Raw genomic sequence first — 12,795 nt, 5'->3', positions numbered from 1 at the left:
AGTGAATCCGTGATGCAGTTCCTTCTCGCGTTCATCGTCGGCGTCCCGCTCGTCGGCGCCGTGGCCGCCCTGCTGCCGGCCCCGCCGGGACTGAAGGGAACCAGCCCCGACCAGGCCGTGCTCCGCCACGGTGTGACCGTCACCGGCGCGATCCTCGTCGCCGCGATCGTCCTCGCCGCGGGCTTCGACCACGACCACCCGTCGAAGATGCAGGCCACCACCGACATCAGCTGGATCCCGGCGCTCGACGTCCGCATCCATCTCGGCATCGACGGCATCTCGCTCCCCCTTCTCGTACTGACCGCGCTGCTGACCTTCCTCTGCGCGCTCTACAGCTACTTCAAGCTGCCCGCGGGCCCCTCCCCGAAGGCCTTCGTCGCTCTCCTGCTCGTCCTGGAGTCCGGCACCCTCGCGACCTTCGCCGTCCTCGACCTGCTGCTGTTCTTCCTGGCGTTCGAGATGGTGCTCATCCCGATGTACTTCCTCATCGCCCGCTGGGGCGGTGCGCAGAGGCAGGCCGCCGCCTGGAAGTTCATCCTCTACACACTGCTCGGCTCGGTCGTCATGCTGCTGGGCCTGCTCCTCATCGGACTGAAGAGCGGCACCTTCGACATGGTGGCACTCGCCACTGACAACGGCCGTGGGCTCACCTCGTCCGTGCAGGTCATCGCCGTTCTGGCGATCGGCATCGGGCTCGCCGTGAAGACCCCGATGTGGCCGCTGCACAGCTGGCTGCCGGACGCCCACACCGCCGCCCCGACCGTCGGCTCGGTCCTCCTCGCGGGCGTCCTGCTGAAGATGGGCACGTACGGATTCGTCCGGATCCTGCTCCCCATCGCCCCCGACGGGATGCACACCTTCGCGCCCTACCTCGCCGCCTTCGCGGTCGTCGGCATCATCTACGGATCGCTGGCCTGCCTGGCGCTGGTCCGCCCCGGTTCCAAAGGCGACCTCAAGCGCCTGATCGCGTACTCCTCCGTCGGACACATGGGCTTCGTGCTCCTCGGCATCGCGAGCATGACGCCCACCGGAGTCAACGGCGCGCTCTTCGCCAACATCGCCCACGGCCTCATCACCGGCCTGCTGTTCTTCCTCGTGGGCGCGGTCAAGGACAGGTACGGCACCGCCGACCTCGACACCCTCTCCGGGGCCACCGGAGCCGCGCTCTACGGCCGGGCCCCCCGCCTCGGCGGCCTCCTCGCCTTCGCCGCCGTCGCCTCTCTCGGCCTGCCGGGCCTCGCCGGATTCTGGGGCGAGATGCTCGCCCTGTTCGGCTCCTTCGACCCCGCCGACGGCCTCAGCCGGCCCGCCTTCCTCACCTTCATGCCGATCGCCGCGTTCGGCACCCTGCTCACCGCCGCGTACATGCTCATGGTCGTACGCCGGGTCTGCATGGGTGAGAGGCGCGAAGAGCCGCAGCTCGCCGATGTCCAGACATACGAATTCGCCGCCTGGACCCCGCTCGCCGCGCTCACCGTCCTCGCCGGTCTGTGGCCCGCCGCCCTCCTCGGCCTCACCGACCCGGCCGTGCAGAAGCTCCTCGCAGGAGGCAAGTCGTGACCACAGCCGTCGTCACCCCGGACCTCGTCACCATCGCGGCCGAGAGCACCACCAGCCTCATCCAGTCCGTCGACTGGCTCGCGATCGCACCCCCGGTCGTCGTCGCGGCCATGGCGCTGATCGTCCTGGTCACCGACCTCTTCCTGCCCGAGCGCCGCAAACCGCTCCTCGGCGCGCTGACCATCACCGGGCTCGTCGCCGCCCTGGCCCTCCTCGTCCCGCTGCGCGACGGCGACCGCTCCACCTTCTGCCTCAATGCGGCGGCCACCGGATCCGGCTCCGCCGACGCCTGCAGCTACACCGCCGACCACTTCGCCCTGGTCATCCAGGCCCTCGTGCTCGGCGGCGCGCTGCTCACCGCCCTGCTCTCGCTCGGCGACACCCGCAAGCTCCCCGCCGGCGAGTTCTGGTTCCTGCTGCTGTCCTCCGCGTCCGGCGCCGCACTGCTGCCCGCCGCCCGCGACCTCGCCACCCTCGTCGTCGCCCTCGAAGTCGCCTCGCTGCCCGCCTTCGCGCTCGTCGGCATCAAGCGCGGCGACCGGCGGTCCTCCGAGGCCGCCCTGAAGTTCTTCCTCTCCTCCGTCGTCGCGACCGCCGTCATGCTCCTCGGCGTCAGCTTCGTGTACGCGACCACCGGCACCCTGCACCTCACCGAGATCGCTGCCCGGCTCGACGACGTACCCGGTCAGCTCGACACCCTCGCCAAGGCGGGCGTCGCCCTCACCCTGGTCGGCTTCGCGTTCAAGACGGCCGCCGCGCCCTTCCACTTCTGGGTTCCCGACACGTACATCGGCGCCCCCCTGCCGATCGCCGCCTACCTCTCGGTCGTCGGCAAGGCGGTCGGCTTCTCCGGCCTCATCCTCGTCACCGTGGTCGCGTTCCCGGCGTACGCCGATGTCTGGGGACCGGCCCTCGCCGTCATCGCCGCGCTCACCATGACGATCGGCAACGTCGCCGCCCTGCGCCAGAACGCCGGCCGGGCACGCAGCGCCGTGCGCCTGCTCGCCTGGTCGTCCGTCGCCCAGGCGGGCTACCTGCTGGTGCCGATCGCCGCCGCCGCGTACTCCAGCGACGAGCACATCGGCTCCACCGTCGCGTACGCCCTCATGTACGCCGTCGTGAACCTCGGGGCCTTCGCGGTCGCCGCCCTGGTCGCCCGTACCAGCCCCGGCAACCGGATCACCGACTACCGCGGCCTGTACGCCACCCGACCCCTCGCCGCCCTGGCGATGGCCTTCTTCCTGCTCTGCCTGGCGGGCCTGCCGCCCGGCATCATCGGCCTCTTCGCCAAGGTCACGGTCTTCTCCGCGGCCGTCGACGCCGGACTCGGCTGGCTCGCCGTCGTCATGGCCGTCAACGTCGTGATCGCGCTCTACTACTACCTCCAGTGGACCGCGACGCTCTTCCGCGCCCCGGAGGAGGCTCCGGAAGGAGCCCCGGCGGCGGCCCGCGAAGAGACCTCGGCGAACGGCTCCGCACCAGCCCCCACCAGGCACGCAGCCCCGGCCTCCCTCACCGCCGCGATCACGCTCACCGCCGTGGCCGGTGTGGTGCTCTCAGGCGCTCCGCAGACGGTCCTCAGGTTCGCCGCCGTCAATCTCTTCTGACATACCGAAGATCGGTTTGCCCGGGACGGCCCGTACAGGGCAAGGTCTTGCCCGCACACCCCCCACACATACGCATTCCAGAGGAGCAAGAGCAGTGCTGAACGGGTTCAAGGACTTCATCCTGCGTGGAAACGTCATCTCCATGGCCATCGGGCTGGCCGTCGGAGCAGCGTTCACCGCGGTCGTCACCGGCTTCAGCACGGCCTTCATCACCCCACTGATCGGCCTCGCCACCGGTTCCGTCGGAGACTTCAGTTCGGCGGAGTTCTCGGTCGAGGGCGCCATCTTCCCGTACGGGAAGTTCCTGGCCGCCGCCATCGCGTTCCTGATCACCGCCGCGGTCCTCTACTTCGGCGTCGTGGTTCCCATGGCGAAGGTCCAGAACCGTTTCGCCAAGGCGGAGAAGGTCGACATCAAGGCCGCCCTGCGCGACTGCCCCCGCTGCTTCACCGAGATCCCGGCCATCGCCTCCCGCTGCGCCCACTGCACCAGTGAGATCAAGCCGGACCCCGAGGCCCTCGCGGTCGCCGGCCTCCCCGCCCAGCGCTGAGCCACCGGGCACCGGACCGGCACGCGCACAGCCACTGACCCGTACGGCCCAGAGCCTGATCCGGCCCGCAAGTGCCGGACAGGCCCTGCCCTGCGGCGGCGCGCACAAGGGAACTAGCTCCTCTCGCCTCGCGTTGACCTGTACGGGAGGCTCCACTGGGGGAGTGGAGACCACCAAGCAGAGGGTTCCCCTGCCGCACCATTTGGAGGGCGTACCGTGCACCGCCGGCACAACGGGCTGAGAACCGCCGTACTCCTCGGGGGACTGTCCGCACTCATCATCGTCATCGGAAGCTTCTTCGGACGTACGGGCCTGATCGTCGCGCTCCTCGTAGCCGTCGGCACCAACGCCTACGCGTACTGGAACAGCGACAAGCTGGCGCTCAGGGCCATGCGGGCCCGCCCCGTCAGCGAGTTCGAGGCGCCACAGCTCTACCGCATGGTCCGCGAGCTCTCCACCGCCGCCCGCCAGCCCATGCCCCGGCTCTACATCTCCCCGACGCAGGCCCCCAACGCCTTCGCCACCGGGCGCAATCCGCGCAACGCCGCGGTCTGCTGCACCGAAGGCATCCTGCAGATCCTGGACGAGCGGGAGCTGCGCGGCGTACTGGGACACGAGCTGAGCCATGTCTACAACCGCGACATCCTGATCTCGTCCGTCGCCGGAGCGCTCGCCTCCGTCGTCATGTTCCTGGTCAACTTCGCCTGGCTGATCCCGGTGGGCCGGTCCAACGACGACGACGGACCCGGAATCCTCGGGATGCTGATGATCATGATCCTCGGCCCCATCGCGGCGTCCGTCATCCAGCTGGCCGTCAGCCGCTCCCGCGAGTACGAGGCGGACGCCTCCGGTGCCCAGCTGACCGGCGACCCGCTGGCCCTGGCCAGCGCCCTGCGCAAGCTCGACGCAGGAACGAAACAGCTCCCGCTCCCCCCGGAGCCGAGGATCGAGACCGCGAGCCACATGATGATCGCGAATCCGTTCCGCCCCGGCCAGGGCATGTCCAAGCTCTTCTCGACGCATCCGCCCATGGCGGAGCGCATCGCCCGGCTGGAGCAGATGGCGGGCCCCCGCCCCTGAGAGCCTGTCGGGTGACCTCCGACCGGGCGGACGCGGCCTGGTGCGCACGCTTCCCGCGTTGTCGTCGGTCGCCAACGCTCCGCGTCGACTCCCTCCTCCGCCTTGGAATCGCACGCACCAGGCCGCGTCCGCTATCCGATCTGAGGTCACCCGACAGGCTCTGAGGGCTCGGGACCCCATCGCCGCGCCGGCTCGTGCGAGCGGCCCCGGACGAGAAGTCCGGGGCCGCTCGGGGCGATCAGCGGGCGCCGAAGGCCTCGTCGCTCGGAACCACCTCGCGGCCCAGCGGCATCAGCGAGATGGGGATCATCTTCAGGTTCGCCCAGCCGAAGGGGATACCGATGATCGACACGAACAGCGGGATGCTGGTGATCAGGTGCCCCAGCGCGAGCCACCACCCGGCGAAGACGAGCCAGATCACATTGCCGACGCAGGACGGCGCACCCGCGTCGGGCCGCTCCACGGTCGTCCGCCCGAACGGCCACAGCACGTAACCGGCGATCCTCAGGGACGCGATGCCGAACGGGATCGTCACGATCAGCACGAAGCAGATGATCGCGGCGACGAGGTAGCCGAGGGCCATCCAGAACCCGCAGAACACCACCCACAGGATGTTCAGGATCAGCTGTATGAGCTTCATGGTCACTCGCCTTCCGAGGGTTTTGCCCGCCGTCGCTTTGCATGATCAGTATCAGCCCCGGTCACGGACAGCAGTAACCGGAACGGGCCCGTGGAGTGACGAGGAGCACAGGCGGACGGCCCGAGCCCCGCGGCCCCGCCCCACTGTCAGTGCCGTCATTCACCATGAACGCATGAACGACACCGAGCAGTTGCTCGCAGCCGCGGAGAAGACCGCCCGCACCGCCCCGCGCCGGGAGAGGCACCTCCTCCTGCTGGACGCCGATGCGCCGGGGCACGCCTGGTACGCGGATCAGCCCGACCTCGCCCGGCGGCTCGGCAGCTGGCTGGACGGCACCGCGTGGTACTCCGAGGAGTCCGAGGACGAGACGGCCGATCCGGCGCCCTGGCCGGAATTCAGCGCCCGCACCTGACCCATGGGCGGCCGGGGCGCCGCCCGCTCATGGAGCGCGCAGGCAACCACGTCACAGCCACGGGCGTCTTGGATTCCAGGAACGAGTGACGGGTAGGTTCGCACGCATGAGCATTATCGGATGGATCATTCTCGGACTGGTGGCCGGAGTCATCGCCAAGGTCCTGCTGCCGGGCCGCGACCCGGGCGGCCTGGTCGGCACCACCCTCATAGGCATCGTCGGCGCCTTCCTCGGCGGCTGGATATCGTCGCGCTTCCTCGACCGCCCCATTGCCAACGACTTCTTCGACACGGCCACGTGGATCGCCGCCATCGGTGGTTCGCTGGTCCTGCTGATCCTCTACCGGCTGCTGTTCGGGAACTCCCGCGAACGCCGCTGACGCCCGTCCGTGCCGAAGGCGCCCAACCCGGTCTCGCGCAGGGTCACATTGAGCCGACCGCGGCTCATCCCCGTCGCAGGGTCGGCGGTCCCGGGGCAGACCTTCGGCACGCCGTGGAACGCGAAACGTGACGGCCCGCCGAACACGAACAGATCGCCCGAGGCCAACTCCACGTCCGTGTAGGGCTTTCCGCGGTTCTCCGTGTTGCCGAAGCGGAAGACGCAGGTGTCGCCGATGCTGAGCGACACCACCGGAGCGCCGGACCGCTCCTCCTTGTCCTGGTGCATGCCCATCCGCGCCGCCCCGTCGTAGAAGTTGATGAGCGCGGTGTCCGGCGTGTACGTCCGTACCGGACTCTCGTCCCCGTACGCCGCGGTCAGCGCCTCGCGCCCCAACGCCGCCAGCCAGTCGGGGAATTCGGCCACCCGCGCGCCGTTCACATCGTCGGCCGTGCGCGCATACCGGTACGGCTGCCAGTGCCACCCCACGCAGACCGTCTGCACGGACATCACCCCGCCGCCCGGCAGGACCGTGTGCCGCAGGGGCACGGGTCCGCGCGCCCATTCCCGGCAGGCCGCCACCAGCTTCCGCCGGCGCTCCGGCGACAGCCACTCCGGCACATGCACGGCTCCCGGCGCGACGACGGTACGAGGCCTCGGGAAGAGTCCGGACATCTCAACGCACCGCCAAGGCGCCTTCCAGCCCCAGGAGCCGCTCCTTGCGCTCCACGCCGCCCGCGTAACCCCGCAGCGCCCCGTCCGCGCCGATCACCCGATGGCACGGCCGCACGACCAGCAGCGGATTGCGCCCGATCGCCGTCCCCACGGCCCGTACCCCCGCGCCCGGGGTGCCGACGTGTTCGGCGATCTGCCCGTAGGACACGGTCTCCCCGTACGGGACGGTGTCCAGGGCGGCCCACACCCGGCGCTGGAAGTCGGTGCCCACGCCGTCCGCGTACACGATGTCGAAGCGGGTCAGCCGCCCCGCGAAGTACTCCCGCAGCTGAGCGGCGATCCCCGCGAAGGCCTCCGGGGCGTGGATCCACCCGTCCTGGACGACCGCGGCGCCCTTCTGGCCGGGCAGCGAGAGCGAGGCGAGCGCCACCCCGCCGGTGATCTCCTCGCCGACCAGCAGCAGTTCACCCAGCGGGCTGTCGACCGTTGCGTACATGGTCATGACTCGTCCCTTTCCTGCACGTCATGCCGGGATTCGACTGGATCGTCGCCCGACATGGACAAGTCTGCGTTCCCTGCTCCGACATGACCGGCGGTTTTCGGACATCGCACCCCGGGTGCGGAGCGGAGTGTCCCACTCCGCACCCCGAAGGGGCGGGACTTACCGGTAGTTCACGAACTGCACGGCGAAGTCGAAGTCCTGGCCCTTCAGCAGCGCCTGCACGGCCTGCAGATCGTCCCGGCTCTTCGAGCTGACCCGCAGCTCATCGCCCTGGACCTGCGCCTTGACGCCCTTCGGGCCCTCGTCGCGAATGATCTTCGCCACCTTCTTGGCGTTCTCCTGGGAGATGCCCTCCTCGATCGTGGCGAAGATCTTGTACTCCTTGCCGGACAGCTGCGGCTCGCCCGCGTCCAGCGACTTCAGCGAGATGCCGCGCTTGATCAGCTTGGACTGGAAGATGTCGAGGATCGCCTTGACCCGCTCCTCGCCGTTCGCCTCCATCAGGATCTTCTCGCCGGACCAGGAGATCGAGGCGCCGGTGCCCTTGAAGTCGTAACGCTGCGAGATTTCCTTGGCGGCCTGGTTGAGGGCGTTGTCGACCTCCTGCCGCTCGACCTTCGAGACGATGTCGAAACTGGAGTCGGCCATGACGTGTGGCTCCTTGTATCGGGGGTTCGGAAACGGGGTGCATACGGGCGGCGGCGGGCCTGCCGGCCCCGCGTCGCCGATCAAAGCCTAGCCACCCGCGCCCGATCGGGCCGCTGATCAATCCGGTGGCGAAGCACCCCCGGGCATCGGGTATCGTTTACGTCGTTGCCAGGGAGCACCGCCGAAAAGCGGTTCTCACGGCAGCAATCCCTGGCGGTGTGCCCGAGTGGCCAAAGGGAGCAGACTGTAAATCTGCCGGCTCAGCCTACCCAGGTTCGAACCCTGGCGCCGCCACATGGTAAGGCCCCTGTCTCAGACAGGGGCCTTCTTTGTTTGCTGCCTTTGTTTGCTGCTGCGAGGCCGCGAGACCGTAGGACCACGAAAGGGCCGTGAACATGGAATCCGTACTGGTCAGCGCCTGCCTGCAGGGCGTGCCCTGCCGCTTCGACGGCCGCGGCAAGGCCTCTGCCGCGGTGACCGCGGCCATCGGTGACCGACGCCCTGTGGCCTTCTGCCCCGAGGTCTCCGCCGGACTGCCCACCCCGCGCCGCCCCGCCGAGATCACCGGCGGCGACGGCCACGACGTGCTGGACGGCCGCGCCCGCGTCGTCGACGACACCGGGCACGATGTGACGGAAGAGTTCGTGGACGGCGCGGAAAGGGCGCTGGAGGCCGCGCGCCGGACCGGGTGCACCGAGGCGCTGCTGATGGCGCGCAGCCCTTCCTGCGGGCGCGGAACGGTCTATGACGGTACGTTCACGGGCGAGCTCCGCGAGGGCGACGGCGTCACCGCCGCGCTGCTGGAGCGCCATGGCATCGCCGTCCGCCCGGCACCGGGCGCCTGAGTCCGAAAAGCCCGCGCGGCCGGGTCCGACGCCCCGCGGCGCCGGACGGCCGCCCCGGACGGCCCGGTCAGTTCCCCGCGATGTCCTTGACCGCGACCGCCACCGGCACGTTCCCCGAGATGAGCTCCAGCGTCAGCCCCGCCGTCGCCGGGGTCTCCAGCAGCTCCAGCAGCGCCGCCGCCACGTCGTCGCGCGGCACCGGCCCGCGACCGGTCGACGCGGTCAGCAGGACCGTCCCCTTGCCCGCGTCGTTCGTCAGCATGCCGGGGCGCAGGATCGTCCAGTCGAGCGCGGTCCTGGAGCGCACGTACGCGTCCGCCGCGCCCTTGGCCCGCAGATACGCGTCGAAGACCTCGTCGCCCCGGTGGTCGGGGTCGGCGCCCATCGACGAGACCACGACATAGCGCCGTACGCCCGCCCGTTCCGCCGCGTCCGCGAACAGCACCGCCGCCCCGCGATCCACCGTCTCCTTGCGTGCCGAGCCGCTGTCCGGGCCCGCACCGGCCGCGAATACCGCCGCGTCGGCGCCGCGCAGCACCTGCGCCACCTCCTCCACGGAGGCGGATTCGAGATCCAGGACGACCGGCTCGGCACCCGCCGCCCGGAGGTCCTCGCTCTGGTCCGGATTGCGGATGACGCCCACGGCTTCGTCCCCGCGCGCGGCGAGCAGCCGCTCCAGCCGCAGCGCGATCTGACCATGTCCACCTGCGATGACAATGCGCATGGTCACGACCGTACGCCGCGACGGCCCGCCGCGCTCAGGGCCCGCCGCAAGGACCGGAATCCGGTCTCTCCTGGTGGGGCAGACCGAGGGCGACGACGGTCTCGGAGTCGCCGTACTCGCGCACCGCGCTCGTCCGCGCCACCACCCGCCCGCGATGCACCACGATCCGGCTGTAGGCGAGCGAGAGCACGCCCGGGAGCTGCTCCCCGCGCACGGCGAGCAGCTCGGCCGGGAAGCCCGCCTCGACCCTGACGCCGGGCAGCCCCGTCGCCGCCCTGGCCACCGAGGACACCGCCTCGTACGCCTCCGTGGCCGGCAGTCCGTGCTGCGAGGCCAGCAGATAGGCGGCCTCCAGCGGATCGCCGCGGCCCACGGGGTTCGCGATGTCCCGCAGCGCCCCGCTGCCGGCCGCGACCCGCACTCCGGCCGCCCGCAGCAGCCGTACGGGCGCGGTGCCCCGGCCCTCCGTGCCGCAGCAGCCGCCCTGGGGGAGGCAGATCACCGTCACCCCGGCCGCGGCCAGCTGGTCGGCGGCGCGGGCGGCGGCCTGCGAGGGGAGCAGGGAGAGGCCGGCGCACGGGCCGAGGGAGACGCCGGGCCGCAGCCCGCCGGCCATGGCGGCCAGCCGGCCGAGCCGGGCCGGATCGTCGCCGTCGGTGTGCAGATCGACGGGGCAGCCCTGTTCGGCGGCGACCTCCAGGACGGCTTCCGCGTACCCCGCCGGGTCCGGATCGAGGTCCGGGCAGCCGCCGACCGCACCGACCCCCATCTTCACCGCGTCGCGCAGCATGGCCAGGTTGTCGGCTCCCGCGACGCCGGTGAGCAGCCGGGGCACGGCGACCGGGGTCAGGTCGGCCAGTCCGCTCAGCGAACGGCGTGCCTGCAGTACGGCTCCGAGCGAGGTGAGGCCCTGGACGTCCCCGATCCGCACGTGCGAGCGCAGCGCCGTGGCGCCGTGGCCGAGCTGCAGCAGGGCGGCCTCGATGGTGCGGCGCCGGATGTCCTCCGGGCGGTGCGACACCGGGCCCGGGGTGCCGGGGCCCGCGCCGTCGGCGGTGAGCGCGGTGTCGCTGTGGGCGTGGGGTTCGGCGGGGGCGGGGAGCAGCAGATAGCCGCGCAGGTCCATCCGGGGGCCGGGTGCGGTCAGGCTGCCCGCGGTGCCGACGGCCTCGATGCGGCCGCCGCCGAGCCGTACGTCCACGACGCGGCCGTCGGTGAGACGGGCGCCGCAGAGCACCAGGCCGGCCCCGGCCGAGGTGACGGTGTCGGGGCTGCTGGACGCATCGGCCGCGTCGGCGGCGTCGTCGTCCGGTTGCCACGGCTGGCTGTCGGGCATCGCGCTCCTGGGAAATGGGGACAAGATCACGCAGAGTGAATCGAGCCTAGGGGCGTGTTCGGCCGGGTTCGAGGAGGAGCGAAATAGTCGTACCGGTGTGGCCCTGGGGATGCGTGGGGCGCGGGTGCACGGTTGCGGCGGAGGGCGCCTCACGGGGAGGCCGAGGCGCTGCTCAGGCGGCCGGCGGACGGTCTCCAGGGCTGTCGGTCACGGGATCGGCGGGGTGTCGACCAAGGCTGCCGGATGGGCCTTCGAAACGGATTTGGGCGATCGGCGACAGCCGTGTAATGTCTTCATCGCTCGCCCCAATAGCTCAGTCGGTAGAGCGTCTCCATGGTAAGGAGAAGGTCTGCGGTTCGATTCCGCATTGGGGCTCTGGTGATCGGGAAACCCCGCTTCGGCGGGGGGACTCGTCATCAAAGCGGTGTAGCTCAGTCGGTAGAGCAAGCGGCTCATAATCGCTGTGTCACCGGTTCAAGTCCGGTCACCGCTACTTACGGTAGCCGATTGTGGGGTCGGTCCTTCGATCGGCTACTCTTTTTTGCGTTCATCCGTCCATCCGTCCGTCCAAGGAGCACTCACGTGGCTGCCACCGACGTCCGCCCGAAGATCACGCTGGCCTGCGTGGAGTGCAAGGAGCGGAACTACATCACCAAGAAGAACCGGCGTAACAACCCGGACCGTCTTGAGATGAAGAAGCACTGCCCGCGCTGCAACTCGCACACTGCGCACCGCGAAACGCGCTGAAACAGGCTCGTACACGAGGCCGTCCCCACTGGGGGCGGCCTCGTGTCGTTGTATGAAGGCTGTTCTTCGGCCTGTTCATCTTTCATCAGGAGGTAGCGAGCTCATGGCGCTCGACCAGTCCTTCGTGGGGCGGACCTATCCGCCCACCCCGCCGTACGAGGTCGGCCGGGAGAAGATCCGCGAGTTCGCCGAGGCGGTGGGCGACGCGAATCCGGTGTACGTCGACCCCGAGGCCGCCAAGGCGTTCGGCCACAGCGATGTGATCGCCCCGCCGACCTTCGTGTTCTCGATCACCTTCAAGGCCGCCGGGCAGGTGGTGCAGGATCCGCAGCTGGGCCTGGACTACAGCCGGGTGGTGCACGGCGACCAGAAGTTCGCCTATGTGCGCCCCGTCCGGGCGGGGGACCGGCTGACGGTCACCTCGACCATCGAGGGCATCAAGTCCTTGGCGGGCAACGACATCCTGGACATCCGTGGCGAGGTCCACGACGAGTCCGGTGAGCATGTGGTGACCGCGTGGACGAAGCTGGTGGCGCGCGCCGCCGAGGAGGCGTGATGACGGCGAAGGTCGCATACGAGTCGGTCGAGGTCGGTACGGAGCTGCCGGCGCATTCCTTCCCGGTGACCCGGGCGACGCTGGTGCAGTACGCGGGCGCTTCCGGCGACTTCAACCCGATCCACTGGAACGAGAAGTTCGCCCGCGAGGTCGGGCTGCCGGATGTGATCGCGCACGGCATGTTCACCATGGCCGAGGCGATCCGGGTGGTCACGGACTGGGTCGGCGACCCGGGCGCGGTCGTCGAGTACGGGGTGCGGTTCACCAAGCCGGTCGTCGTGCCGAACGACGACGACGGCGCCCTGATCGAGGTCAGCGCCAAGGTCGCCGCCCTGCTGGACGACAAGCAGGTGCGGGTGGATCTGACGGCCATGAGTGAGGGCAAGAAGGTGCTGGGCATGTCCCGCGCGGTGGTGCGGCTCGGCTGAGGCCGCACCGCGCGACGCAAGTAACGCGACATCAGTAAGGGCACGGTCCACGGGGCCGTGCCCTTGCTCGTGGGCGCGGACCGGTTGACCAAGTTAGTGATTGAGTA

General features: G+C 70.2%; 16 protein-coding genes and 3 tRNA genes. 13 read left to right on the top strand and 6 right to left on the bottom strand.

All coding sequences use genetic code 11. From position 1 onward, the window contains the following. The first annotated feature begins 12 nt into the window (after nt 1–12). The 4 genes from ACFV8T_RS06860 to htpX all read left to right on the top strand — a co-directional run bounded on the left by ACFV8T_RS06860 (nt 13) and on the right by htpX (nt 4,797). Nucleotides 13–1,560, top strand: coding sequence for a NuoM family protein (locus tag ACFV8T_RS06860; protein WP_385325557.1), 1,548 nt, complete (start codon nt 13–15; stop codon nt 1,558–1,560). Then, nucleotides 1,557–3,167 carry an NADH-quinone oxidoreductase subunit N gene (locus ACFV8T_RS06855; protein WP_385325276.1) on the top strand — a complete coding sequence of 537 codons (1,611 nt, stop codon included), beginning with the start codon at nt 1,557–1,559 and terminating at the stop codon, nt 3,165–3,167. The genes ACFV8T_RS06860 and ACFV8T_RS06855 overlap by 4 nt, the downstream gene beginning before the upstream one ends. 94 nt (nt 3,168–3,261) lie before the next feature. Beyond that, a complete protein-coding gene (locus ACFV8T_RS06850) occupies nt 3,262–3,717 on the top strand; it encodes an MscL family protein (RefSeq protein WP_385325275.1) in 456 nt (151 codons plus the stop codon). A 216-nt stretch (nt 3,718–3,933) separates the two neighbouring features. Next, entirely contained in the window at nt 3,934–4,797 is an 864-nt protein-coding gene (gene htpX / locus ACFV8T_RS06845; RefSeq protein ID WP_385325273.1) for a zinc metalloprotease HtpX, read from the top strand. Between the two features lie 238 nt (nt 4,798–5,035). Here htpX and ACFV8T_RS06840 read toward each other — a convergent pair whose 3' ends face one another. After that, nucleotides 5,036–5,437 (bottom strand): YccF domain-containing protein, encoded by a 402-nt coding sequence (locus tag ACFV8T_RS06840; RefSeq protein ID WP_072485811.1) that lies wholly within the window; start codon nt 5,435–5,437, stop codon nt 5,036–5,038. Nucleotides 5,438–5,609: 172 nt separating this feature from the next. On the opposite strand from ACFV8T_RS06840, the gene ACFV8T_RS06835 reads away from it, so the two are divergent. Together ACFV8T_RS06835 and ACFV8T_RS06830 are read left to right on the top strand one after the other, a co-directional pair. Further along, nucleotides 5,610–5,849: a hypothetical protein gene (locus ACFV8T_RS06835; RefSeq protein WP_385325271.1), complete on the top strand. Its 240-nt coding sequence runs from the start codon at nt 5,610–5,612 to the stop codon at nt 5,847–5,849. A gap of 106 nt (nt 5,850–5,955) precedes the next feature. After that, nucleotides 5,956–6,228 carry a GlsB/YeaQ/YmgE family stress response membrane protein gene (locus tag ACFV8T_RS06830; RefSeq protein ID WP_266415556.1) on the top strand — a complete coding sequence of 91 codons (273 nt, stop codon included), beginning with the start codon at nt 5,956–5,958 and terminating at the stop codon, nt 6,226–6,228. On the opposite strand, the gene ACFV8T_RS06825 is transcribed toward ACFV8T_RS06830, so the two are convergent. From ACFV8T_RS06825 to ACFV8T_RS06815, 3 genes are all read right to left on the bottom strand, one after another. Then, nucleotides 6,189–6,902, bottom strand: coding sequence for an alpha-ketoglutarate-dependent dioxygenase AlkB family protein (locus tag ACFV8T_RS06825; RefSeq protein ID WP_385325270.1), 714 nt, complete (start codon nt 6,900–6,902; stop codon nt 6,189–6,191). The two genes, ACFV8T_RS06830 and ACFV8T_RS06825, sit on opposite strands and share 40 nt — an antisense overlap. A 1-nt stretch (nt 6,903) precedes the next feature. Then, entirely contained in the window at nt 6,904–7,404 is a 501-nt protein-coding gene (locus ACFV8T_RS06820; RefSeq protein ID WP_385325269.1) for a methylated-DNA--[protein]-cysteine S-methyltransferase, read from the bottom strand. A gap of 159 nt (nt 7,405–7,563) precedes the next feature. Beyond that, nucleotides 7,564–8,052, bottom strand: a complete 489-nt coding sequence (locus ACFV8T_RS06815; protein ID WP_030926258.1) for a YajQ family cyclic di-GMP-binding protein — start codon at nt 8,050–8,052, stop codon at nt 7,564–7,566. 212 nt (nt 8,053–8,264) lie between these two features. Between ACFV8T_RS06815 and ACFV8T_RS06810 the strand changes: the two genes are divergently transcribed. Together ACFV8T_RS06810 and ACFV8T_RS06805 are read left to right on the top strand one after the other, a co-directional pair. After that, nucleotides 8,265–8,346 (top strand) — tRNA-Tyr (locus ACFV8T_RS06810). 101 nt (nt 8,347–8,447) lie between these two features. Next, complete coding sequence (locus ACFV8T_RS06805) at nt 8,448–8,897, top strand: DUF523 domain-containing protein (RefSeq protein ID WP_266415545.1); 450 nt, start codon at nt 8,448–8,450, stop codon at nt 8,895–8,897. A gap of 67 nt (nt 8,898–8,964) precedes the next feature. On the opposite strand, the gene ACFV8T_RS06800 is transcribed toward ACFV8T_RS06805, so the two are convergent. Then, complete coding sequence (locus ACFV8T_RS06800) at nt 8,965–9,621, bottom strand: SDR family oxidoreductase (RefSeq protein ID WP_385325267.1); 657 nt, start codon at nt 9,619–9,621, stop codon at nt 8,965–8,967. A gap of 34 nt (nt 9,622–9,655) precedes the next feature. Continuing rightward, nucleotides 9,656–10,957: an amidohydrolase family protein gene (locus tag ACFV8T_RS06795; protein WP_385325265.1), complete on the bottom strand. Its 1,302-nt coding sequence runs from the start codon at nt 10,955–10,957 to the stop codon at nt 9,656–9,658. 302 nt (nt 10,958–11,259) lie between these two features. Here ACFV8T_RS06795 and ACFV8T_RS06790 point away from each other — a divergent pair. The 5 genes from ACFV8T_RS06790 to ACFV8T_RS06770 all read left to right on the top strand — a co-directional run bounded on the left by ACFV8T_RS06790 (nt 11,260) and on the right by ACFV8T_RS06770 (nt 12,688). Then, a tRNA-Thr gene (locus tag ACFV8T_RS06790) sits at nt 11,260–11,332 on the top strand. Nucleotides 11,333–11,377: 45 nt separating this feature from the next. Then, nucleotides 11,378–11,450: transfer RNA gene (locus ACFV8T_RS06785), tRNA-Met, on the top strand. Between the two features lie 89 nt (nt 11,451–11,539). Continuing rightward, a complete protein-coding gene (gene rpmG / locus ACFV8T_RS06780; RefSeq protein ID WP_003956487.1) occupies nt 11,540–11,704 on the top strand; it encodes a 50S ribosomal protein L33 in 165 nt (54 codons plus the stop codon). A gap of 103 nt (nt 11,705–11,807) precedes the next feature. Continuing rightward, the gene (locus ACFV8T_RS06775; protein ID WP_266415539.1) at nt 11,808–12,260 is read left to right on the top strand and encodes a MaoC family dehydratase N-terminal domain-containing protein; all 453 of its coding nucleotides are present in this window, start codon (nt 11,808–11,810) and stop codon (nt 12,258–12,260) included. Beyond that, complete coding sequence (locus ACFV8T_RS06770) at nt 12,260–12,688, top strand: MaoC family dehydratase (RefSeq protein WP_385325264.1); 429 nt, start codon at nt 12,260–12,262, stop codon at nt 12,686–12,688. The genes ACFV8T_RS06775 and ACFV8T_RS06770 overlap by 1 nt, the downstream gene beginning before the upstream one ends. The last annotated feature ends 107 nt before the right edge of the window (nt 12,689–12,795 follow it).

Source organism: Streptomyces sp. NPDC059832 (assembly GCF_042731715.1).
Classification (GTDB): Bacteria; Actinomycetota; Actinomycetes; order Streptomycetales; family Streptomycetaceae; genus Streptomyces.
The sequence above is the reverse complement of the archived record's forward strand: the minus strand, read 5'-3'. Positions and strand labels throughout refer to the sequence as shown.

Bases quoted from the DNA above. Each gene is read 5' to 3' on its own strand.
- ACFV8T_RS06860 (WP_385325557.1), top strand. From the start codon at position 13: ATGCAGTTCCTTCTCGCGTTCATCGTCGGCGTCCCGCTCGTCGGCGCC.
- ACFV8T_RS06840 (WP_072485811.1), bottom strand. From the start codon at position 5,437: ATGAAGCTCATACAGCTGATCCTGAACATCCTGTGGGTGGTGTTCTGC.
- ACFV8T_RS06835 (WP_385325271.1), top strand. From the start codon at position 5,610: ATGAACGACACCGAGCAGTTGCTCGCAGCCGCGGAGAAGACCGCCCGC.
- ACFV8T_RS06830 (WP_266415556.1), top strand. From the start codon at position 5,956: ATGAGCATTATCGGATGGATCATTCTCGGACTGGTGGCCGGAGTCATC.
- ACFV8T_RS06825 (WP_385325270.1), bottom strand. From the start codon at position 6,902: ATGTCCGGACTCTTCCCGAGGCCTCGTACCGTCGTCGCGCCGGGAGCC.
- ACFV8T_RS06820 (WP_385325269.1), bottom strand. From the start codon at position 7,404: ATGACCATGTACGCAACGGTCGACAGCCCGCTGGGTGAACTGCTGCTG.
- ACFV8T_RS06815 (WP_030926258.1), bottom strand. From the start codon at position 8,052: ATGGCCGACTCCAGTTTCGACATCGTCTCGAAGGTCGAGCGGCAGGAG.
- ACFV8T_RS06805 (WP_266415545.1), top strand. From the start codon at position 8,448: ATGGAATCCGTACTGGTCAGCGCCTGCCTGCAGGGCGTGCCCTGCCGC.
- ACFV8T_RS06800 (WP_385325267.1), bottom strand. From the start codon at position 9,621: ATGCGCATTGTCATCGCAGGTGGACATGGTCAGATCGCGCTGCGGCTG.
- ACFV8T_RS06795 (WP_385325265.1), bottom strand. From the start codon at position 10,957: ATGCCCGACAGCCAGCCGTGGCAACCGGACGACGACGCCGCCGACGCG.
- ACFV8T_RS06775 (WP_266415539.1), top strand. From the start codon at position 11,808: ATGGCGCTCGACCAGTCCTTCGTGGGGCGGACCTATCCGCCCACCCCG.
- ACFV8T_RS06770 (WP_385325264.1), top strand. From the start codon at position 12,260: ATGACGGCGAAGGTCGCATACGAGTCGGTCGAGGTCGGTACGGAGCTG.